We start from the raw sequence: 21,996 nt of genomic DNA on the forward strand, positions 1-21,996 counted from the left end.
CTCGCTCGCCACCGGGCGGGCCGCCCGGGTCACTCGACGACCTGGCGGCCTTCCGGCCGTGCGCTGCAGGAGGCACGGAACGCGCAGTGGGTGCAGTGCTGCCCCGCGGTCGGCGTGAACCGCTCGTCGAGGACCTTCCCGGCGGCGGTGGCCAGCAGGTCACCGACCCACTCCCCCTCCAGCGGCTCCTGGGCCTGCACCTTCGGCAGGGTCTCCCCGCCGTCCCGCTTGGCCGCGCCCTGCCGCAGCTGGACCAGTTCGGCGCCGCCCGGCTCGGGGCGGCCGCCGTCGAAGGCGTCGTCGACGGCGCCCTCGCGGACGGCGAGCTGGTAGACGGCGAGCTGGGGATGGCGGGCCACCTCGGCGCCGGTGGGTGCCTGTCTGCCGGTCTTGAAGTCGACGACGTACGCGCGGCCCTCGCCGTCGGTCTCCACCCGGTCCATGGAGCCTCGGATGCGCACCTGGTGGCCGCCCGCGCTCAACGTCACGTCGAAGTCGTGCTCGCTGGCCACCGGTGTCCGGCCGGCGCGGTCCAGGACGTGCCATTTCAGGAAGCGTTCGAGCGCCACGCGCGCGTTCTCCCGCTCCTGCCGCGACTTCCAGGGCGCGTCGAAGGCCAGGGCGTTCCAGACGGTCTCCAGGCGCTCCATGAGGACGGCGAGGTCGGCGGGCGTCCGGCCGGAGGCGACCTCGTCGGCGAGGACGTGCACCACGTTGCCGAAGCCCTGGGCGGCGCTCGCAGGAGCGTCCGCCTTCACCTCGCGGCCCAGGAACCACTGCAGGGCGCAGGTGTGGGCGAGCTGGTCGAGGGCGCTGCCGGAGAGCACGACCGGCTGGTCGCGGTCGCGCAGCGGAACCTTGCTCTCGGTCGGTTCGGCCATGCCCCACCACCGGTAGGGGTGCGCCGAGGGGACGAGCGGGCGGCCCTCCTCGTCGGCGAGGGCGGCGAGCCGGGCCAGGCGGCGGGCGGCGGCCTCGCGCAGGGCGTCGGACACGCGCGGGTCCACGGTCGTGGCACGCAGCTCGGCGACCAGGGCCGCGACGGACAGCGGGCGGCGGGGACGGCAGGTGACGTCCTTCGGTTCGACACCCAGTTCGGTCAGGAAGCGTGAGGGCTGGTCGCCGTCGTCCGCGGGTGCCTTCACCGCGGTCACGACCAGGCGTTCACGCGCGCGCGTGGCGGCCACGTAGAAGAGCCGGCGCTCCTCGGCCAGCAGGGCGCCGGGGGTGAGCGGCTCGGCGAGGCCGTCGCGCCCGATGCGGTCCGCCTCCAGCAGGGAGCCGCGGCGCCGCAGGTCCGGCCACAGCCCTTCCTGGACGCCCGCGACGACGACGAGGCGCCACTGGAGGCCCTTGGAGCGGTGCGCGGTCATCAGGCGCACCGCGTCCGGGCGCACGGCACGCCGTGTGAGCGTGTCGGCGGCGATGTCCTGGGCCTCGACCTCCTCCAGGAAGTTCAGCGCGCCGCGGCCGCCGGTGCGCTCCTCCGCGCGCGCGGCGGTCGCGAACAGCGCGCACACGGCGTCCAGGTCCCGGTCGGCGTTGCGGCCGGCGGCGCCGCCGCGCCGGGTGGCACGTTCCAGGCGCGCGGGCCACGGAGTGCCCTCCCACAGGTCCCACAGCGCCTCCTCTGCGGTACCGCCGCCCGCCAGGCGCTCCCTGGCCTTCCTGAGCAGCGCGCCGAGACGCTGGGCACCGCGCGCGTACGCGGGGTCGTGGGTCACCAGGCGTTCGGGTTCGGCCAGTGCCCGTGCGAGCAGGTCGTTCGAGGACGGGGGCAGGGGATTGCCCGCGGCGCGCTCCTCCTCGCGCAGCGCGCGGCCGAGACGGCGCAGGTCGGCGGTGTCCATGCCGGCGAGGGGCGAGGCGAGGAGGGCCAGGGCGGTTTCGGTGTCCAGCCAGCAGGGTCCGGCCTGCGCGGCGGTCTCGGCGGCGGCCGTCTGCGGGGCCTCCCGCGCCTCGGTGCGGTCGGGTCGCGCGGCAGCCACCGGGGCGGCGATCTGCTCGTCGTCGGCGGGCGGCTCGCCGGGTTGTTCGACGCCCTGTTCAAAGTGTTCGAGGCCCTGTTCCACGGACTGTCCGGCGGACGTCGTCGCGGCGCGCGGGGCCGCTTCGGCCGTCGCCACCGCGCGCAGGGCGGTCAGCAGCGGCGTGACCGCCGGTTCGTGGCGCAGCGGCAGGTCGTCGCCGTCGACGTCCAGTGGCACACCGGCGGCCGTCAGCGCGCGGCGCAGGGTCGGTATGGTGCGGGCGCCCGCGCGTACCAGCACGGCCATCTCGCCCCAGGGGACGCCGTCCTCCAGGTGGGCACGGCGCAGGATGTCGGCGATGTTGTCCACCTCGGTGCCCGCCGTCGGGTACGTGTGGACCTCGACGCGCCCGCCGTCCGTCACCGGGATCAGCTCCCGGTGGGCGCGGACCTTGTCGGCCGGGAGCCGGGTGAGGGGCATGCGCCGGGTGAGCAGGCGGGTGGCGGCCAGCAGCGCGCCGCCGGAGCGGCGGGAGGTGCGCAGCACGGCGACGGGGGCGGGGCGGCCGTCCGCGCCGGGGAACGTCCGCGGGAAGTCGAGGATGCCGTTGACGTCCGCGCCCCGGAACGCGTAGATCGACTGGTCGGGGTCGCCGAAGGCGAGCAGGGTCCTGCCGCCTCCCGCCATCGCGCGCAGCAGCCGCACCTGCGCCGGATCGGTGTCCTGGTACTCGTCCACGCAGACGACGTCGTACTGCGCGGCGAGCCGCTCGGCGACATCGGGGCGGCCGGCGAGGAGCACCGCGCGGTGCACGAGTTCGGCGTAGTCGAGGACGCCCTGGAGGTCGAGGACGTCGAGGTACTCGGCGAGGAAGGCGGCGGCGGCCTGCCAGTCGGGGCGGCCGATGCGGCGCGCGAACGCCGCGAGCGCGTCGGGGCCGAGGCCCAGTTCCCGGCTGCGGGCGAGGACGGCGCGGACCTCGTCGGCGAAGCCGCGGGTGGTCAGGCAGGCGCGCAGTTCGTCGGGCCAGCGCACATGGGCCAGGCCCAGTCGTTCCAGGTCGACCTGGCCGGCCAGGAGGTCGCGGACGGTCACGTCCTGCTCGGGTCCGGACAACAGCCGCAGCGGCTCCACGAACAGACCGGTGTCCTGGTGAGCGCGGACGAGGGCGTAGCAGAAGGAGTGGAAGGTGGTCGCCCGGGGCGCACGGGCCGCTCCGACGCGCTGTGCCATGCGGTCGCGCAGTTCCATGGCGGCCTTGCGGCTGAAGGTCAGCACCAGGATCCGCTCGGGGTCCTGCCCCCGGGCGATCCGTGCGGCGACGGACTCGACCAGGGTCGTGGTCTTGCCGGTGCCGGGGCCCGCGAGGACGAGCAGCGGACCGGCCCGGTGGTCAACCACGGCACGCTGGGCGGCGTCCAGACGAGGGGGATCAGGCCGGGCCGGCGGGGTACGCACCAGTCGGTAAGCGCCACGGTCCCCCTGCCGCACCTCGTGGTGCGGCAGGTGCCTGGTGGAGGAAGAGGAGCTCACGTGGTTCGCCGGTCCTGGTGGGTGTGCTGGATTGGGTCGCGGCCGACGCGGAGCGCCGTGGCCGCGGGGGAGGTCCGCCGGCCGCGGCGGGCGGTGGCCTCGGGGTGAGGGGGACACGCTCGGCCGACGCTACGCCCGCGCCCCCTCCGGAAGCAGGGCTTCCCCTGCTTCCCGCGGGCCGGACCGGCTTCGCGGCCGCCCACGGCGGATACGGCGAGCGCTGCCGTCGCGTGTGTCTCTCGATGCACGAACGTACGGCATCACGCGCACGTGCCGGGATTCGCTCGTACGGGTCCCGGGCTCCCCATGGGCGGGCCGGATGGCGGAAGCTGTCAGGTGTGACCCTGCGCACGTTCGCCGCCGTCGCCGTCCCAGCGGGCCCGCCGCATGTCGAGCCGGGGCAGGTGGCCCTCGGCCGTCCTGCCCGCCTGGCGCAGCGGCGTGCCCTCGGAGCGGTAGTGGGCGAGCGCTCTCAGTTCGTGCCCCGGGAGCAGGACGCCGTCCGCGCGGACGACCCGCCACCAGGGGACGGCGCCGCCGTAGAGCGCCATGACGCGGCCCACCTGGCGGGGCCCTCCCTCCTCCAGCCACTCGGCGACGTCCCCGTACGTCATGACCCGGCCCGCGGGGATGCCCTCGGCGACCTCCAGGACCCGCTCGGCGTACTCGGGCAGCGTCCCGGCCGGGCCGCTGTCGTCCGCAAGGCTCACTTCGCTCATCCCACCCATCCTGCCCCACGCCACCGACAGTGCGGCCCGGCCGCCACCCGTCGTGAGCCTCGCTCCAGGGCGGCGGTTCCGGCAGACTGTCGGACCCGCATATGCACCCTGATGCCCCCGTGTGTCGGTGGGGCATGCCACCATCATGCGGGCGGTGACCGGTGATACGAGACCAAGAAGAGACCATGAAGCAGCAGGGTGTGCACCCCGACGACGCGGAGGGCACCTCTGGGGTCTCGTCGCGCCCGGACACCGGTGACGCGGACCGCGCGAAGGAGACGGGCCGCGGTAAGGAGACGAGCCGTGCCGACGGCCCGCACGGCGGGGGCGGCCCGCACGGCGGCGACAACGCGGGCAGCTCTGGCGGCGCGGGCGGTCCGGCTTCCCGGGGTCCCGGCGAACAGGCCGCCGCGGCAGAGGAGCAGCCCCCCGCCGACGCGGGCGGGCCTCCCGACGGCGACCGGGGCGGGCGTTCCGGCGGGGAGGCGGACGAGCCGCCCGCCGTGGACCGACCGCCCGCCGGGGGCGCGGGCAAGGAGCCCGGCGAGAGTGCCGACGTGGCGCACATCGACGAGGTGGAGGGCGACGAACCGCTGCTCCCCGCGCGCGTGCACCGTCCCTCGGACCTGATGCGGCTGCTGGTGGGCGTGCTCGCCGTGGTCGTCCTGCTCGCCGTCGCCGCGTTCGCGCACGGCACGACCTCCGGCCTCGAACAGGACATCAACAAGGGCACGGGCCAGGCCCCCGACTTCCTCATCAAGATCGCCGGACTGGTGTCCAGCATCGCGATCCTGCTGGTGCCGGTGGCCTTCGCGATCGAACGGCTGATCAAACGCGACGGGCTGCGGATCGCCGACGGCGTCCTCGCGGCGGTCCTCGCGCACGGGGTGACCCTCGCCACCGACCTGTGGGTGGCCAAGGCGGCACCGGGCTCCATCCAGGACGCCCTCACCCAGCCCTCCCCCGGCAACCTGCACGCGCTGACCGACCCGGTGCACGGCTACCTCGCCCCGGTCATCGCGTACATGACGGCCGTCGGCATGTCCCGCAGACCTCGCTGGCGTTCGGTGCTGTGGATCGTTCTGCTGCTCGACGCCTTCTCCATGCTGGTCACCGGGTACACCACACCGTTCTCGATCATCCTGACGGTTCTGATCGGCTGGTCCATCGCCTACGGCACCCTGTACGCGGTCGGCTCGCCGAATGTCCGTCCCACCGGCCGGACCCTGATGGCGGGGCTGCAGACCGTCGGCTTCCGCCCGGTGAGCGCGGCCCGCCAGGAGGCGGCCGAGACGACCGCCGACAACGGGGACCGCGGCCGGCGCTACTTCGTCACCCTGGAGGACGGTCCGCCGCTGGACGTCACGGTCGTCGACCGCGAACAGCAGGCACAGGGCTTCTTCTACCGGCTGTGGCGCAACATCACACTGCGCGGGTTCGCCACCCGCAGCAGCCTGCAGTCGTTGCGCCAGGCCCTGGAGCAGGAGGCGCTGCTCGCCTACGCGGCCATCGCCGCCGGTGCCAACGCGCCCAAGCTGATCGCGACCTCCGAGCTGGGCCCCGACGCTGTGATGCTCGTCTACGAGCACACCGGCGGGCGCACGCTCGACTCTCTGGCGGACGAGGAGATCACCGACGAACTGCTGCGCCACGCCTGGCACCAGGTGCGGGCGCTGCAGTCCCGGCGCATCGCGCACCGCAGGCTGGCGGGCGACGCGATCGTGGTGGATCGTTCCGGCAAGGTGATCCTGACCGACCTGCGCGGCGGCGAGATCGCCGCGGGGGACCTGCTGCTGCGCATGGACGTCGCCCAGCTGGTCACGACGCTCGGCCTGCGCGTGGGCGCCGAGCGCGCGGTCGCCTCGGCGGTCGACGTCCTGGGGCCGGACGCGGTCGCCGACTGTCTGCCCATGCTCCAGCCGATCGCCCTGACCCGCTCCACCCGCGCCACCTTGCGAAGGCTGGCGCGGGAGCGGGCGCAGCGCGAGCGCGACGCCGTCCTGGAGGCGTCCCGGCAGGCCAAGCAGGCACGCCTGGAGCACGCCTCCCAGAGCGCCGGGGCGCCGACCGGTGTCGTCCTGGAGAAGACGGACCGCAAGCAGGACAAGAAGACCGAACGGGCCGAGGCGCGCGCGGAGAAACGGGCCATCGACGAGGCCCTGGAGGAGGCCCGCGAAGAGGACCTGCTGACGCAGATCCGCCACCAGGTGCTGCGGATCAGGCCCCAGGCCCCGGTCGAACCGGCCCGGCTGGAACGCGTACGGCCGCGGACGCTGATCAGCTTCATCGCCGGTGCCATCGGCGCGTACTACCTGCTGACGCAGCTCACGCACATCGAGTTCAACACGCTGTTCGCCCACGCCCAGTGGGGCTGGCTGGCCGCGGCGGTGCTGTTCTCGGCGCTCAGCTACGTCGCGGCGGCGATGGCGCTGCTGGGGTTCGTGCCGGAGCGGGTGCCGTTCGTGCGGACGGTGGCCGCCCAGGTCGCCGGGTCGTTCGTGAAGATCGTGGCACCGGCGGCGGTCGGCGGTGTGGCCCTCAACACGCGCTTCCTGCAGCGGGCCGGCGTGCGCCCGGGGCTCGCGGTGGCGAGCGTCGGAGCGTCCCAGCTGTTCGGGCTCGGCTGCCACATCCTGATGCTGCTGTCCTTCGGCTATCTGACGGGCACGGAGAAGACACCGTCGCTGTCGCCGTCCCGCACGGTCATCGCCGGACTGCTGACGGTCGCGGTGCTCGTCCTGGTGGTCACCTCGGTGCCGTTCCTGCGGAAGTTCGTGGTCACGCGCGTGCGGTCGCTGTTCGCCGGAGTGGTGCCGCGCATGCTGGACGTGCTCCAGCGGCCGCAGAAGCTCGTCACCGGCATCGGCGGCATGCTGCTGCTGACCGCCTGCTTCGTGATGTGCCTGGACGCCTCCATCCGGGCGTTCGGCGACGAGTCGACCTCGCTGAGCATCGCGAGCGTGGCCGTGGTCTTCCTCGCCGGCAACGCGCTCGGTTCCGCCGCCCCGACCCCGGGCGGGGTGGGCGCGGTCGAGGCCACGCTGACCGTCGGCCTGATCGCCGTGGGGCTGCCCAAGGAGGTGGCGGCCCCCGCGGTGCTCATGTTCCGGCTGCTGACGCTGTGGCTGCCGGTGCTGCCGGGGTGGCTGGCCTTCAACCATCTGACGCGCAAGGGCTCCTTGTAGGAGGGCCCGGGGCAGCTGCCTCCGCTCCTCCTGGCCGCGCGGGCCTCGGATACCCCCGGACGGCCCGCGTCCCGCGCGGGAGGGCGTACGCGGCGTGAGGATGGAGTCATGCAGAACCCGCGCGGACTGCGCGCAGCCGCCCTGACCGCAACCGCCGTGCTGCTGGCCGCCCTGGTGGCGGGCTGCGGCGGCGACGGTTCCCAGGACACCCACGGGAACCTGGCGGCCCAGAAGCTGGACTGGAGGGACTGCCCGGCCCCGTCCGCGGCCGAGGGCGGCGGCGCGGCCCCCACCCCGCTGCCCGACGGCGGCACCTGGCAGTGCGCCACCATGAAGGCGCCGCTGGACTGGAACAGGCCCAAGGGCGACACGATCGGCATCGCACTGATCCGGGCCAGGGCCGACGGGCCCGGCCGGCGCATCGGTTCGCTGATCTTCAACTTCGGCGGCCCGGGCGGCTCCGGCGTGAGCACGCTGCCCTCCTTCGCGCAGGACTACGCCAAGCTCCGCACCCGTTACGACCTGGTCAGCTTCGATCCGCGCGGGGTGGGCCGCAGCGCGGGCGTGCGGTGCGAGAGCGACGCGCAGCTCGACCAGTACTTCCAGCAGGACGCGACGCCCGACGACGCGGCCGAGCGGGCGGCCTACCTGAAGAACACCGAGCAGTTCAACGCGGACTGCGAGAAGAACTCCGCGAGGATCCTCCCGCATGTGCGCACGACCGACGCGGCCCGGGACATGGACCTCATGCGGCAGGTCCTCGGCGACTCGCGGCTTCACTACTTCGGCATCTCCTACGGGACGGAGCTGGGCGGCGTCTACGCCCACCTCTTCCCCGGCCACGTGGGCCGCGCCGTGCTCGACGCGGTCGTCGATCCCACGCAGACCCCCGAGCAGAGTTCGCTCGGACAGGCCAGGGGATTCCAGCTGGCCATGGACAACTTCGCGCACGACTGCGTCTCGAAGAGTTCCCCGTGTCCCCTCGGCAGCACGGCCCAGGAGGTGGAGAACCGCGTCGCCGCGCTCCTCAAGAAGCTCGACGGCGCACCGATCCCCGGTATCTTCCCCCGGCAGCTGACCCAGACGGCCGCGACCAACGGCATCGCCCAGGCCCTGTACTCCAAGGAACTGTGGGAGCCGCTCACCGAGGGACTGGAGCAGGCCTACGCAGGCGACGGCCGGATCCTCATGCTGCTGTCCGACGCGATGAACGGCCGCAGCCAGAACGGCGAGTACAGCAACCTCACGGCGGCGAACGTGGCCATCAACTGCGCCGACGAGAAGCAGCGCTACGACCCGGCGTACGTGCAGCGGAAGCTGCCGCAGTTCCGGGCCGCCTCCCCGCTGTTCGGGGACTTCCTGGCCTGGGGCATGCTCAGCTGCAGGCACTGGGCGGTGCCCGGTGCGGCCGACCGCCCCGACGTGAGCGCGCACGGCTCGGCGCCGATCCTCGTCGTGGGCAACACCGGCGACCCGGCCACGCCGTACGAGGGCGCGAAGAAGATGGTGGACGCGCTGGGCCAGGGTGTCGCGGTGGAACTGACCTACAAGGGCCAGGGGCACGGCGCCTACAACAGCGGGAACAAGTGCGTGCAGAACGCGGTGAACGGCTACCTGCTCGGCGGGAAGGTACCGGCGGCCGGCACCGTGTGCTCGTAGCCGCCCGTGCCGGCCGACAACGACGGAAGCCCACGGCATCTGAGGAGTTCAGAGCCGTGGGCTTCCTGAGCCCCGCTGGTAAGCGAGACCCGTGATCAGTAGACCGGCTTGTGCGGTTCGATCTGGTTGACCCAGCCGATCACGCCGCCGCCGACGTGCACGGCGTCCGCGAAGCCCGCGGACTTCAGCACGGCGAGGACTTCCGCACTGCGGACACCCGTCTTGCAGTTCAAGACGATCTTCTTGTCCTGCGGGAGGCTCTCCAGGGCGGTGCCCATCAGGAACTCGTTCTTCGGGATCAGGCGGGCGCCCGGGATGGAGACGATCTCGAACTCGTTCGGCTCGCGGACGTCGATGAGCTCGATGTTCTCGCCGTCGTCGATCCACTCCTTGAGCTGCTTGGGAGTGATCGTGGAGTCGGCCGCCGCCGCCTGGGCCTCCTCGGAGACGACGCCGCAGAAGGCCTCGTAGTCGATGAGTTCCGTGACGGTCGGGTTCTCGCCGCACACCGCGCAGTTCGGGTCCTTGCGGACCTTGACCTGGCGGTACTGCATCTCCAGGGCGTCGTAGATCATCAGGCGGCCGACGAGCGGCTCGCCGATGCCCGCGAGGAGCTTGATCGCCTCGTTGACCTGGATGGAGCCGATGGACGCGCAGAGCACGCCCAGGACGCCGCCCTCGGCGCAGGAGGGAACCATGCCGGGGGGCGGGGGCTCCGGGTAGAGGCAGCGGTAGCAGGGACCGTGCTCGGACCAGAACACGGAGGCCTGGCCGTCGAAGCGGTAGATCGAACCCCACACGTACGGCTTGTCGAGGAGCACACACGCGTCGTTGACCAGGTAGCGGGTCGCGAAGTTGTCCGTGCCGTCGACGATCAGGTCGTACTGGCTGAAGATGTCCATCACGTTGTCGGCCTCGAGCCGCTCCTCGTGAAGGACCACGTTCACGTACGGGTTGATGCCCTTGACGGTGTCACGCGCGGACTCGGCCTTGGAGCGGCCGATGTCGGACTGGCTGTGGATGACCTGGCGCTGCAGGTTCGACTCGTCGACCTCGTCGAACTCCACGATGCCGAGCGTGCCGACGCCCGCGGCGGCCATGTACATCAGCGCCGGCGAGCCCAGGCCGCCGGCGCCCACACAGAGCACCTTGGCGTTCTTCAGCCGCTTCTGCCCGTCCATCCCCACATCCGGGATGATCAGGTGGCGGGAGTACCTGCGGACCTCGTCTACGGTGAGCTCATCAGCTGGCTCGACCAGGGGTGGCAGCGACACGGGGACTCCGTTGGTCGGTCAATCACTACAGTTGTTCTCCCCGTAACACTGCCACGGCCTTCTTCATTCCGAGACTCCCGTTCCGACCTGCGAGACGATGTCGTCCCAGTAGCCGGGCAGGGTCTCCCAGGGGTCGCTCCGGCCGCCGTGGTCCGTGCGGTCGGTGAACCAGATCGTCGCCGCGCCCTGCCAGCGGGCCACGCGCAGCGCCTCGTCGAGATGACCGCGCGGCACTCCGTGCACGAAGTGGCAGAAGCGCTCGGGCGGGTGGTCGGCGGTCCATTCGGCGGCCCGCGAGAAACGGTAGTCGCTCCAGGACCCGTTGAAGGTGACCAGCTGGTCGGCGTTCTCGACGTAGCCCGGGTAGGGGTGGGTGCCGTGGCCGAGGACCACATGGGCGTCGGCGCGCAGCGCGCGCAGGGAGGTGATCGTGCGGCGGGTCTCGGGCAGCCCTTCGCGGGTGGCGGGGCAGCGGTCCAGGAAGAAGCCGTCGACCTGATACCACTCCAGGTAGCGGTGTGCGTCGGCGATCACTTCGATCCGGGGCCGGTAGCCCTGGGCGCTGCCGATGCGGCCGAGGACCCGGACGCCCGCGTTGCGCAGGCGTCCGGCCGCGTCGAGGCAGTGCGGGTCGGGCTGTACGCCGGGGCCGCCGGCGACGTCGAGGACGGCCCAGTGCAGGGGCGCGCCGGGCCGGGTGAGCGCGTTCCACTCGGCCGGGGCGAGCAGGGGGTGCGCGCATCCGGGGACGCCGAGGCCGGTGCGCACCCCGGTGCCGGACGTCCCGGCCCGAAGGCCGGTCAGATACGGCATGCGGCCTCCATCCAGATGTCGGCGAGGGACTCTTCGAGGCTGATCCGGGGGCGCCAGCCGAGCCGGTCGCGTGCGGTACGGACGTCGGCCTGCTGCCAGCCGCCGCAGCCGTCGGGGTACGGGTACCCGACGGGCGCCGGGTGGTCCGGGTCGGTGCGGGGGTGGCCGATGGTGGGCCGGAGGTGGCCGCCGGGCGGCCCGTCGAGTTCGTGGAGGGCACCGCCGTACCCGGCCACCCGCGCCAGGACGGACGCGGCGTCGCGCAGCCGGACGGCGCGGCCCGACCCGATGTTGATGACGCCCTGGGCGGCCGAGAGGGAGGCTGCGTGCACGGCACGGGCCACGTCGCGGACGTCGACGAAGTCGCGCTGGGCGGCCAGACCGCCGAGTTTGAGGTCGCCGTCGCCGGACTGCATGGCGCGCCGCATGGCTTCGGCGAGGCGGCCGAGCGGCGAACCGGCCGGGGTGCCGGGCCCGGCGGGCGAGAAGACCCGGAGCACGACGGCGTCGAGTCCGGAGCCGAGGACGAGTTCGGTCGCCGCGAGCTTGCTGACCCCGTACGGGCCGCCGGGGCGGGGCACCGCGTCCTCCGCGGTGGAGGAACCGGGCTGGCTGGGGCCGTACTCGGCGCCGCAGCCGATCTGCACCAGGCGGGCACCGCATCCGCTGCGCCGCAGCGCCTCGCAGACGGTGGCGACGGCGACGGTGTTGTGCCGGGTGAGTTCGCGGGCGCCGCCGCGGGTGGCACCGGCGCAGTTGATGACGACACCGGGGTGGACGGCGTCGAGGAAGCGGGTGAGCGCTCCGGGACTGCCCGTGGCGAGGTCGAAGCGGACGTCGGCGTCGTCACCTCGGCCGAGCGCGGTGAGCTGGACGGCCGGGTCGGCGAGCAGGCGGTCGGCGACGAAACGGCCGAGGTATCCGGTTGCTCCGATCAGCAGAACCCTCATCGGGCGGCTCCCGGGGTGTGCGCTCCGGTGGCTCCGGATGCTCCGGACGCTCCGGATCGGGCGGTGATCATCTGGTGTTCTCCTTCAGGGGGGTGGTGCGGTGGGCTCCGGCTGCGCGGCCGGGCGCCCGTGGTCCGCCCGCGGCCGGTTCCGCCTGCGGCTCCGGTCCGGTGCGGTCGCGTGGGGGGGTGCGCCGGGGGCGCGTGGTGCGCGCGGCTCCCGGAGCGCGCCCGGGGGTGTGCTGCGGACGGACGCGGGTGGTGGGTGCCCGCCCGGCGCCCGTCACGGCTGCGTCCCGGTGGGCGCATGGGCCGACGCCCTGGTCAGGGTGCGGGTCGCGTGCACCAGGAGGGCCGTGGCCGCGGCTCCGCAGGCGAGCGCCGGGACACTGCCCGGTCCCCAGGCGGTCAGGAGGGTGTCGACCGGGACGGCGAGGGGGTCACAGCCCGGCAGACGGCCGGCGAAGACGCTCGCCTGGGCCGTCACCTCCGCCCAGGCGGCGGCGCCGAGAGCGACGGCCGGGGCGTGGGTGAAGCCGTGTGTGGCGAGGAGGCGGGCGAGCAGCAGCAGGGCACCCAGGGGAAGGGTCTGGGCGAGGCCGGCGGGCTCGTGCAGGACCCTGCCGCAGACCACGAGCAGCACGGCCAGAGCGCACAGGAACCCGGCGAACACCGCGAGGAGCAGAGGCCGTACGGAGGCGGCGAACTCTTCCAGGCCGCGGCTGGCCGTCAGCCTGCGCCGGGCGCGCACCGCGAACAGGTGCGCCCCCCAGCACGCCGGGGCGCAGGCGAGGGCGAGCGCCAGGACGGGGACGGTGGTCAGCGGCCAGGGGCCGGTCGCGGAGCCGTCGGGCAGTTCGTCGGGGCCGCCCCCGACGGCCGCGCCCAGCAGGCCGTCGCCGAGGACGGCGTAGACCAGGAGCCAGCACGTCCAGGCGCGGGCGCCGGGCGGCTGGGGGCCGGTCCGGCCGGGGCCGCGGGGGCTGAGCGGGCCGCGGCGGAGCAGGGCGCGCACGGCCAGGGCCAGGGACAGGACGCCGATCCCGGCCACCGCCGGACGGACGCGGCCCGCGGTCAGGTGCAGTCCGGCCACCGTCGCCGCGCCCAGGGCGCCGGGCAACAGGCTGAGCACGATCCAGCCGGCTCCCGCACGGGGCTCGTCGCGGTGCTCGGGGCGAGGAGGTGCCCCGGTGCCGCGTGCGATGCGGGCGTACATCTCCTCGGCGAGGGAGAAGACGTCGCGGTGGCGGAAGCGGGCGGCGGTTCGGTCGGTGACGCCGTGCGCCTCGAGTCCGGCGGCGATCTCCAGCGGGTCGACGGCGCGTTCGCACAGCTCGCGGTGGCGGGGCAGCAGGGTCCTGACCGGGTCGGCGGCGCCCCGGCGCGGGGCGGGGGCCGCGCCGGGGGCCCGGTCGCGGTGCAGGACCGTGCCACGCCCGGGTCCGGGCGCCCCGCCGTGCGCCGCCGAGCCGCCGACGTCACCACGACGGCCTCCCGGCACGGCGCCTTCCTGGCCGCCAACGCCTCCGCGGCCCACACCGCCTTCCGGCGCGGCGCCGCCTGCTCCCCCGACACCGCTTCCCGGGGCGGCACCGCTTCCCTGGCCGGCGCCGCCTGCTTGCCCGAGACCGCTTCCCACCACGGCACCGCCTCCCTGGCCGACACCGCCTCCCACCACAGCGCCGCTTCCCTGCCCGCCACCGCCACCCGGCGCGGCACCGCCCCCGCCTGCCTGCCCTGGGCGGGCGGTGCCCGGTGGGGTGGCGGGGCGCACGGGACCGTCGAGACCGGTGTCGTGGGGCGGCCGCTCCTCCGCTGCTGCGCCCGCCCCCTCCCCCGGCGGCCGGACGTCGGTGCCGCGCCGCGGCGCCCGGGCCGCGGGGGGCCGCAGCAGCCACTGCCGCGATTCCGCGTTCCAGGCGCCGGGGTTCGCCGGGGTGGCCGGGGGGTGGGGTTCTCTCGGGCTGGTCATCGGGCGGCCTCCGGGGCCGGAGCTGTGCGCTGGGTGCGGGAGCCGGCGGCAGCGGCCCAGGCGGGGCCGCCGCGCCGGGCCGGTGAGGAGGCCGCGGCTGCGGCCCCGGCGCCGGTCGCCGCCGTCGTGGCCGCACCGGTCCAGCGGCCCGCGAGGTGGGACTCGGCCGGGGCGGCGAACGGAAGGGGCTCACCGGAGTCGTCCAGGACGACCCGCCGGACCGGGCACCGCGAGACGATCTCCAGGTAAATGCCGTGAAATGCCGCGATGTTCTGCTCGACGGTGAACAGTTCGAGTGCGCGGGCGCGGGCGGCGGCCCCCAGGCGCGCACGGCGCTCCGGGTCGCGCAGCAGTGCCACGCACGCCTCCGCGAGCGCCCGCGGATTGCGCGGGGGCACGACCAGCCCGGTGCCGCCGATGACCTCGACGACCGCGCCGACGTCCGTGGAGACCGTCGCGCACCCGGAGAACATCGCCTCCACCAGCCCGGCCGGGAAGCCCTCGACGACGCTGGACAGGACGATCACGGCACCGGAGGCGTAGGCGTCGGCGAGGGTCGGTGCCTCCGGGCCGCCGACCTCCTCGAAGGAGACCGGGTTCTCGCCGACGGTGTGCGGGCCCTCGGCCTCGTCCGGGAAGAGCTGGGCGGCCAGCGCCTTGCAGTGCCCCAGGTAGGCGGCGGCCTCGGGGCCGCCGGGCGTGGCCGTGGACACGATCCGCAGCCGTGCCCGCGGCTGTGCCCAGCGGACCTCCGCGAAGGCGTGCAGCAGGGACACCAGGTCCTTGGCGGGTTCGATGCGCCCGATCCACACCAGCGTGTCCTCGGCGGCCGCCTGCGGCGAGGCGCCGCCGCCGGTCTCCGCGCCCTCGCCGGCCTCGGCGAACGCGGTGGCGTCCATGCCCGGGTGGACGGTGCGCAGCCTGGCGGGGTCGGCGCCGCAGCGCTCCTGCCAGCGACGGGTGTGGGCGTTGCCGTGGGTGAGGAGGGCGGCCTGCCGGTAGACCTCCGTGACGAGCCGGCCGTGGAAGGCGGCGAGCAGGGCGCGGGCGGGCGGGGCGGTTCCGTCGGCGGCGGAGGCCAGGTAGTGCGAGCGCAGCGGTACGCCGTACTCGGTGACCAGGACAGGGACGCCGCAGAAGTGGCGCGCGAGCAGGCCGGGCAGGGCCGCGGTGCCGCCGCCGGCGGTGTGGCAGACGTCGGCGGCGCCCAGGCCGTCCTCGTCGTACCAGTCGAGCGAGAGGGGGCGCAGGGAGTGCTCCAGGTGCGCGGCCACGGTGAGGAGATCCGGTACGCGCGCCTCGCGCGCGGCGCGCGAGGCACTGGGTGCGCGGCAGGCGTGCTCCAGCGCGCGGACGGCGGTCTCCGAGCGGAGCGCGCCCGCCAGTCCGCCCGTGTCGCGGGCCAGTTCCGCGAGCCCGTACAGCGCGCTGGCGAAACGGTCCGCCTCGCCGTCCCGGCGCTCCCCGGAGCCCTGGCCGCCGGGGCCGGGGCCGCTCGCCGCGCCCAGCACCGCTGCCAGTTCCCCGTAGCACTCGGCGAAGCGCCGGCGCGCACGGCGCCCGAGCCGCGCGCCGTCGTCCTCGGTGGCCCACAAGGGGGCCGTACGGACCCGGCTGACCTGCCGGGGCAGCGGAACCCAGCCCTCGTCCTCCTGCCGGCGGCTCCGGCTGAGCGCGTAGAGGTCGAACTCGTGCTGCCCGAGCCCGCGCACGAGCCGTTCGCACCAGAGTCCGGCGTCACCGCTCACATACGGGTAGCCACCCTCCGTCACCAGTCCGATGCGCACGCGTGCACCCCCGTTCTCTCCCGTGTGGAGAGCCGCCGTCGCACCGGCGGCTCGCAGCGGGACGAACGTATGCGGACATGCCGGTGGCGCGACGGACGGTTGTCCATCGCGCCACCAGAAGGGGTGAACGGTCGTGACTTTCCCGTGCGGACGGCGTTTCGCCGCGCTAGGAGATCAACAGGAGATCAGCCGGACACGCTTCGTCAGGCCGCGGCCAGCTCCCGCCGCTGGGCCCGGCGCCGGGCGGCGGCCTCCGGGTCGAGCGCCGGTACGGCCGCCAGGAGTTGCCGGGTGTAGGGGTCCCGGGGGGCGTCGTAGACCTCTCCCGCCGGACCCTCCTCGACGATCCGGCCCCGGCGCATCACCGCGACCCGGTCGCTGACCTGGCGCACCACGGCGAGGTCGTGGGCGATGAAGACCAGCGCGATCCCGAGGTCCCGCTGCAACTCGCCGAGCAGGGCGACCACCTGCGCCTGTGTGGTGACGTCCAGGGCGGAGACGGGCTCGTCGCACACGATCACGCGCGGGTCGGCCGCGAGCGCACGCGCGATGCCGACGCGCTGGCGCTGTCCGCCGCTGAACTCGTGCGGGTAGCGGTCGTGGTGCGCCCCGTCGAGCCCCACGCGCTCCAGCAGTTCGCCCACGCGCCGCCGGATGCGCTGCTCGTCCCGCTCCCCCCGCGCCCGCAGGGGGTCCGCGACGGACTCCCCCACGCTGCGGCGCGGGTTGAGGGAGGAGACGGGGTCCTGGAAGACCATCTGCACGGCCGGGTTCACCCCGGCCCCGGGACGGCCCTCGAACCGGACCTCGCCCGCCGTCGGCTCCAGGAGTCCGACCAGCATGCGGCCCAGCGTGGTCTTGCCGCTTCCGCTCTCGCCCACGACGCCCAGGGTCTCGCCCCGGCGCACGGTCAGCGACACGCCGTCCACGGCCGCGAACGCCCGCCTGCCGCGCCCGAACTCGCGCCGCAGCCCGTTCGCCTCCAGCACGACCTCGGCGGCCCCGCCGCCCTCAGCAGCACCGCCAGCCCCGGCAGCGTCAACCACAACTACGCCATCGACACCTGCGGCCGCTGCACCCTCAGCAGCACCGCCACCCCCAGCAGCGCCAACGGCAACGGCAACGGCACCAGCCGCGACACCGCCACCGACCCCGGCGGCTCCGGCGGCCCCGGCCGCCCCGGCCGCCCCGGTCACCTCGGCACCGGCAGCACCGGCAGCACCGGCGGCCCCCGTCACCTCGGCGCCGACCGCCGAGGACGCACCCGAGGACACCCGTACGTCCTCCTCACGCGCTCCCGTCTCCCCGCGCGCTCCGCCCGCGCCACCGTGCCCCGCGCCCCCGCCGTCCAAGCGCGGCACCGCGGCCAGCAGTTCCCTGGTGTACTCGGCGGCCGGCGCGCCCAGCACCCCGGCGACCGGCCCGTGCTCCACGGCGCGCCCGTGCCGCATGACCAGCACGTCCTCGACGCTCTCGGCGGCGACTCCCACGTCGTGGGTGACGAGGAGGAGGCCCATCCCGGTCTCCTCGCGCAGCGTGTGCAGCAGGTCGAGGATCTGGGCCTGCACGGTCACGTCGAGCGCGGTGGTCGGTTCGTCGGCGATCAGCAGCTCGGGGGCGCACGCCAGCGCCATCGCGATCAGGGCGCGCTGGCGCATGCCACCGCTGAACTCGTGCGGGCGCGAACGCGAGCGCCGCGCCGCGTCGGGGATCCCGACCCGGTCCAGCACCTCCACGGCACGCGCGCGTGCGGCACGTCGTGACGCACGCGCGTGCGTGCGGTACACCTCGGCGATCTGGTCACCGATGGCGTAGTACGGGTCCAGGGAGGACAGCGGGTCCTGGAAGACCATGGCGGCCTTCCCGCCGCGCAGCCGCCGCAGTTCCTCCTCGGAGGCGGACCGCACATCGGTGCCGGCCACCCGGACCGCCCCGCCCACCCGCGCCCCGGTGCCGCGGTGCAGCCCCAGCAGGGCGGAGGCGACCGTGGACTTGCCCGAGCCGGACTCACCGACCAGGGCCAGCGCACCGCCCCGGGGCAGCCGGAAGGAGAGCCCGTCCACCGCCCGCAGTGTCCCGAACCCGACGGTCAGGTCCGTCACTTCGACGAGGTCCGTCCCCTCGGCCGGACCCGCGGTGTCCGTGGCGTCGATCAGGTTCGTCGGGCTCATGCGAGTACCACCCGTCGGTCGGCCACCGCGAACAGGACGTCCGCGACGGCGTTGGCGATGACCACGAAGAAGCCGATGACCAGGACCATGCCGACGACCACCGGCAGGTCGACGACGTTCACCGCGTGCACCAGTTCCTGGCCGATTCCGGGCAGACCGAAGAGGGTCTCGGTGAGCACCGCGCCACCGACCGCCGAGCCGACGTTGTTGGCGTTCAGCGCGATGACCGGTGCGAGAGCGCCGCGCAGGGCGTGCCGCCCCACGATCGACCGCTCGCCCACGCCGTACGCCCGGAAGGTGCGGATGTGGTCCTCGGCGAGGGTCTCCAGCATCGACGCCCGGGTCATGCGGGCGAAGGTCGCGGCCTCGATCAGGGCGAGCGACAGCCACGGCAGCAGCAGGTTCCACGCCCACTGCTCGGGGTCGTCGGTGAGGTTCACGTACTGCGGGAAGGGCAGCCACTGGAACTCGCCGCAGACGACGATCATCAGGATCAGGCCGATGACGAAGACGGGTGTGGCCGTGCCCGCGAGCGTGACGGCGGTGAGCACCCGTTCGGAGAGCCGGCCGCGCCGCCAGGCGGAGAGCACGCCGGTGCCCACGCCCAGCAGGAGCCACAGCACCATCGCGCCGAACACGAGGGACAGGCTCACGGGCAGCTTGGTCAGGATGATGCTCAGGACCTGCCGGCCGGTCTGGTAGGAGATCCCGAGGCAGGGCGCCGGGCAGTGCTCGACGGACGTGCCGGTCGAGTAGTCCTGGCCGGCGACGAGCCCCTGCAGGAAGTGCCAGTAGCGCAGGGAGAGCGGATCGTCCAGCCGCAGTTGCTGGGCGACCTGGTGCACCTGTTCCGGCGAGCAGCGCGGCCCGCAGGTGATCTGGGCGACGTTGCCGGGGGTGACGTAGAAGACGACGTAGACGATCACCGAGATGGCGAAGAGGGTGATCAGCGCGCCGAGGGCGCGGCGCAGCACGAACCCTCCGAGTCCGCCGAAGGCGCTCATGCGGTGGCCTCCTTGCGTGCTTCCCTGGGCGGGATCCCGGTCTGTGCGCCCGGCCCCGGACCGGTGTCCGTGCCGCTCTCGCGCCTGCGGCCGGTGCCGATGCGCAGGCGGGAGGCGGCGCGCGGGTCGAGGGCCGTGCGGACGCCGTCGCCGAGGACGGTCAGGGCCACCACGGTCACGAAGAGGGCGCCCGCGGGGAGCATCAGGTACTGCGGCGCCGCCTGGTACCAGACGTCGGCGGCGGTCAGCATCTGCCCCCAGGACGGGGTGGGCGGCTTCACGCCGACGCCGAGGAAGGACAGGGCCGCCTCGACGGAGATGTTGGCGGGGACGAGCAGGGCGGCGTAGGTGATGACCGGGGCCGCGAGGCCCGGCAGCAGCTCGCGCCGGGCGATGCGCACGGTGCCCCAGCCGCTGAGCCGGGCGGCGGCGACGTGGTCGAGGCCCTTGAGGGTGAGGGTCTGGGCGCGCACGATCTTGGCGATGTTGCCCCAGGCGATCAGGCCGATGACGAGGGTGACCAGGACCGGGCGCGGGAAGCTCGACGGCACGACCGCGAGCAGCGCCAGCGCCATGATCATCAACGGCATGGAGACGATGATGTCGGTGGCCCGGCTGAGCAGTTGGTCGACCCAGCGGTTGCCGAGCGCGGCGGTGACACCGACCGCGACCCCGATGGCGATCTGTATGAGGGTGGCGGCGAGCGCCACGCCCAGGGAGACCCGGGCGCCGTAGACCAGGCGGGCGAACAGGTCGCGCCCGGTCTGCGGTTCGACACCGAGCCAGTGGTGGGCGCCGGCCCCGCCGAAGGAGCCGACGGGCACGCCGCCGCGCGCGGAGTCGACGAGGTCCGGGTGGTAGGTGGTGGGGTCCTGGCCCTCCAGCGCGGTGAGCAGCGGCGCGGCGAGCGCGACCAGGACGAGCAGCGCGACGACGGCCGCCGCGACGAGGGCGGCGCGCTGCGCACGCAGCCGCCGCCAGAACTGACGGGCCCCCGAGGCCGCCGGGACGGGTGTGTCCGTCCCGGCGGCCGGGGAGGCGGCAAGTACCTCGCTCACGGCGTCACTTCACCGCGACCTGGGAGATGTCCAGCACACCGGTCCAGTCGCTGATCACGATGTTCTTGACGTCCTTGCCGTACAGGCGCTTGTAGACGGGGTGGAACAGCGGCACGGTCAGGGCCTGCTCGCCGATCTTCTTGTCCAGGGCGCCCCAGCGCGCGGCGGCGGCGTCCAGGTCGGTCAGCTTGTTGATCGCGTCGATCTCGTCGTCGACGGACTTGTCGTCGAGCTGGCCGCTGTTGAAGTTGGCGCCGTCCTTCACGATCTGGCGTCCGTCGAAGATCGGGGCCAGGAAGGGGCCGCCGGAGGGCCAGTCGGCGCCCCAGTGGGCCAGGAAGAAGCCCGGCTCGGTCTTCACGTTCTGGGTCTTGTCCGAGTAGTCGTTCTTCTCGAGCCCCTGCAGCCTGACCGTGATGCCGGCCTTCTTCAGCGCGTCCTGGACCGCGGTGGCGATCTCCGGGCTGGTCTCGAAGTCCTTGCTGTTGGAGTGGGTGAGCGTGACGGTGAGCCCGTTGGGGTGGCCCGCCTCCTTCAGCAGCTGCCGGGCCTTGGCCGGGTCGCCGGAGGCGCCCGCCGGGAAGAGGTCGTAGGGGGTGTAGCCGAAGGACTTCTGGTTCGGCAGGAAGGTGGTGGCGGGCTCGGCGAGCGCGCTGCCGCCGGCCGCGTTGACGACCGAGGAGCGGTCGATGGCGTAGGAGACGGCCTGGCGCACCTTGGGGTCGTCGAACGGCTTGACCTTCGGGTTGAAGGCTATGTAGTTCGTGTAACCGAAGTGGCCGGTGCCCACGCGCGCGGCGAGTTCCTTGTCGCCGCTGACCTTGGCGAGTTCGGCGGGGCCGAGGTTGGTGTCGGTGGTGACGGCGGCGGCGTCCGGTCCCTGGGACGCGGAGAGCCGCTGGTTGATCACGGACGAGTCCAGCCCGGAGCGTACGTCGATCTTGTCCGGGTAGGCCTTGCGCTCGGCGTCGGTGGCGGCCGACCAGTTCGGGTTGCGCTCCAGGACGAGGTGCTCGCCGTCGTTCTCGTTCTTGACGACCTTGTACGGGCCGGACGAGACCGGGTGCTCCTCGTACGCGGTACCGGTGTCCTTGGCCTTGGGCACCGGCGCGAACTGCGTCTGCGTGGCCAGGAAGGGGAACTCGCCCTCGGGTTTGTTCAGGTGGAAGACGATCGTCCGGGCGTCCGGCGTCTCGATCGCGGCCAGGCCCTTCTTGTCCTTGTAGGGCCCCTGGTAGCCGGCCGCGCCGACCAGCCAGTCCCGCAGGTAGGGGGCGCCGCCGGAGAGTTCGGGAGCGAAGGAGCGCTCGATGCCGTACTTGATGTCGGCGGAGGTGATCGGGGTCCCGTCCTCGTACTTGAGGCCCTCCTTGAGGGTGTACGTCCACACGGTCGCGTCCTTGCTGGGGCGCCCGGTGTCGGTGGCGAGGTCCGGGACGACCTTGGCGCCGGCGGCGCCGTTCTCGCGGTTGCGGGTGGTGAGGGTGCGGAAGACGAGGGAGGGGACGTTGCCGCCGCCGGAGGTGTACAGGCGGGCCGGGTCGAAGTCCTGCTGCGGCTGCGCGTTCAGGACGTTCAGGGTGCCGCCCTTGTGGGGCTGCGAGTCGCCGCCGGCGCCCTTGACGTCGTTGTCCTTCGGCCCGCAGGCGACGGCGCCCGCTGCCACGACCAGGCTGACGGATACCGCGGCCACGCGGCGGGCTGAGACGGACGGTTGGCGCATCGCAGTGACGACCTCTCGGGAGGAGTGCCCCCGGTTCTGGGTCCGGGGAGCACGGAGTACAGGGACCGTCTCGGATCGCGAGACGGACGGACGAGGGATGAGACGAATCCAGACAGACGTCTGCTTCGGCGGCGGGTCGTCGGACCACCAGGAGCCGCAGCACCGCGCTGCGGCGCTCA

13 protein-coding genes are annotated in these 21,996 nt (G+C 74.0%); 2 read left to right on the forward strand and 11 right to left on the reverse strand.

Going from position 1 to position 21,996, the window contains the following annotated elements; genetic code table 11:
• Positions 1-29 precede the first annotated feature (29 nt).
• Together AC6I72_RS10880 and AC6I72_RS10885 are read right to left on the reverse strand one after the other, a co-directional pair.
• A complete protein-coding gene (locus AC6I72_RS10880) occupies positions 30-3,503 on the reverse strand; it encodes an ATP-dependent helicase (protein ID WP_498000598.1) in 3,474 nt (1,157 codons plus the stop codon).
• Positions 3,504-3,835: 332 nt separating this feature from the next.
• Positions 3,836-4,222, reverse strand: coding sequence for an MGMT family protein (locus tag AC6I72_RS10885; protein ID WP_498000599.1), 387 nt, complete (start codon positions 4,220-4,222; stop codon positions 3,836-3,838).
• A 185-nt stretch (positions 4,223-4,407) separates the two neighbouring features.
• On the opposite strand from AC6I72_RS10885, the gene AC6I72_RS10890 reads away from it, so the two are divergent.
• Positions 4,408-7,407, forward strand: coding sequence for a lysylphosphatidylglycerol synthase transmembrane domain-containing protein (locus AC6I72_RS10890; RefSeq protein WP_498000600.1), 3,000 nt, complete (start codon positions 4,408-4,410; stop codon positions 7,405-7,407).
• A 108-nt stretch (positions 7,408-7,515) separates the two neighbouring features.
• Positions 7,516-9,066, forward strand: a complete 1,551-nt coding sequence (locus tag AC6I72_RS10895) for an alpha/beta hydrolase (RefSeq protein WP_498000601.1) — start codon at positions 7,516-7,518, stop codon at positions 9,064-9,066.
• A gap of 95 nt (positions 9,067-9,161) precedes the next feature.
• On the opposite strand, the gene moeZ is transcribed toward AC6I72_RS10895, so the two are convergent.
• The 9 genes from moeZ to AC6I72_RS10940 form a co-directional block, all read right to left on the reverse strand.
• On the reverse strand, positions 9,162-10,340 hold the full coding sequence (gene moeZ / locus AC6I72_RS10900; protein WP_498000602.1) for an adenylyltransferase/sulfurtransferase MoeZ: 1,179 nt from the start codon (positions 10,338-10,340) through the stop codon (positions 9,162-9,164).
• 63 nt (positions 10,341-10,403) lie between these two features.
• Positions 10,404-11,153: a spherulation-specific family 4 protein gene (locus AC6I72_RS10905; protein ID WP_498000603.1), complete on the reverse strand. Its 750-nt coding sequence runs from the start codon at positions 11,151-11,153 to the stop codon at positions 10,404-10,406.
• Positions 11,141-12,103: an NAD-dependent epimerase/dehydratase family protein gene (locus tag AC6I72_RS10910; protein ID WP_498000604.1), complete on the reverse strand. Its 963-nt coding sequence runs from the start codon at positions 12,101-12,103 to the stop codon at positions 11,141-11,143. The genes AC6I72_RS10905 and AC6I72_RS10910 overlap by 13 nt, the downstream gene beginning before the upstream one ends.
• A gap of 282 nt (positions 12,104-12,385) precedes the next feature.
• Positions 12,386-13,603, reverse strand: coding sequence for a hypothetical protein (locus tag AC6I72_RS10915; RefSeq protein WP_498000605.1), 1,218 nt, complete (start codon positions 13,601-13,603; stop codon positions 12,386-12,388).
• 467 nt (positions 13,604-14,070) lie between these two features.
• Entirely contained in the window at positions 14,071-15,861 is a 1,791-nt protein-coding gene (locus AC6I72_RS10920) for a DUF3492 domain-containing protein (RefSeq protein ID WP_498000606.1), read from the reverse strand.
• Positions 15,862-16,064: 203 nt separating this feature from the next.
• On the reverse strand, positions 16,065-18,032 hold the full coding sequence (locus AC6I72_RS10925) for a dipeptide ABC transporter ATP-binding protein (RefSeq protein ID WP_498000607.1): 1,968 nt from the start codon (positions 18,030-18,032) through the stop codon (positions 16,065-16,067).
• Positions 18,029-19,036, reverse strand: coding sequence for an ABC transporter permease (locus AC6I72_RS10930; protein WP_498000608.1), 1,008 nt, complete (start codon positions 19,034-19,036; stop codon positions 18,029-18,031). The genes AC6I72_RS10925 and AC6I72_RS10930 overlap by 4 nt, the downstream gene beginning before the upstream one ends.
• A complete protein-coding gene (locus tag AC6I72_RS10935) occupies positions 19,033-20,094 on the reverse strand; it encodes an ABC transporter permease (RefSeq protein WP_498000609.1) in 1,062 nt (353 codons plus the stop codon). The genes AC6I72_RS10930 and AC6I72_RS10935 overlap by 4 nt, the downstream gene beginning before the upstream one ends.
• 4 nt (positions 20,095-20,098) lie before the next feature.
• A complete protein-coding gene (locus tag AC6I72_RS10940; protein ID WP_498000610.1) occupies positions 20,099-21,817 on the reverse strand; it encodes an ABC transporter substrate-binding protein in 1,719 nt (572 codons plus the stop codon).
• Between the last annotated feature and the right edge of the window lie 179 nt (positions 21,818-21,996).

Source organism: Streptomyces sp. Xyl84, from assembly GCF_059731885.1.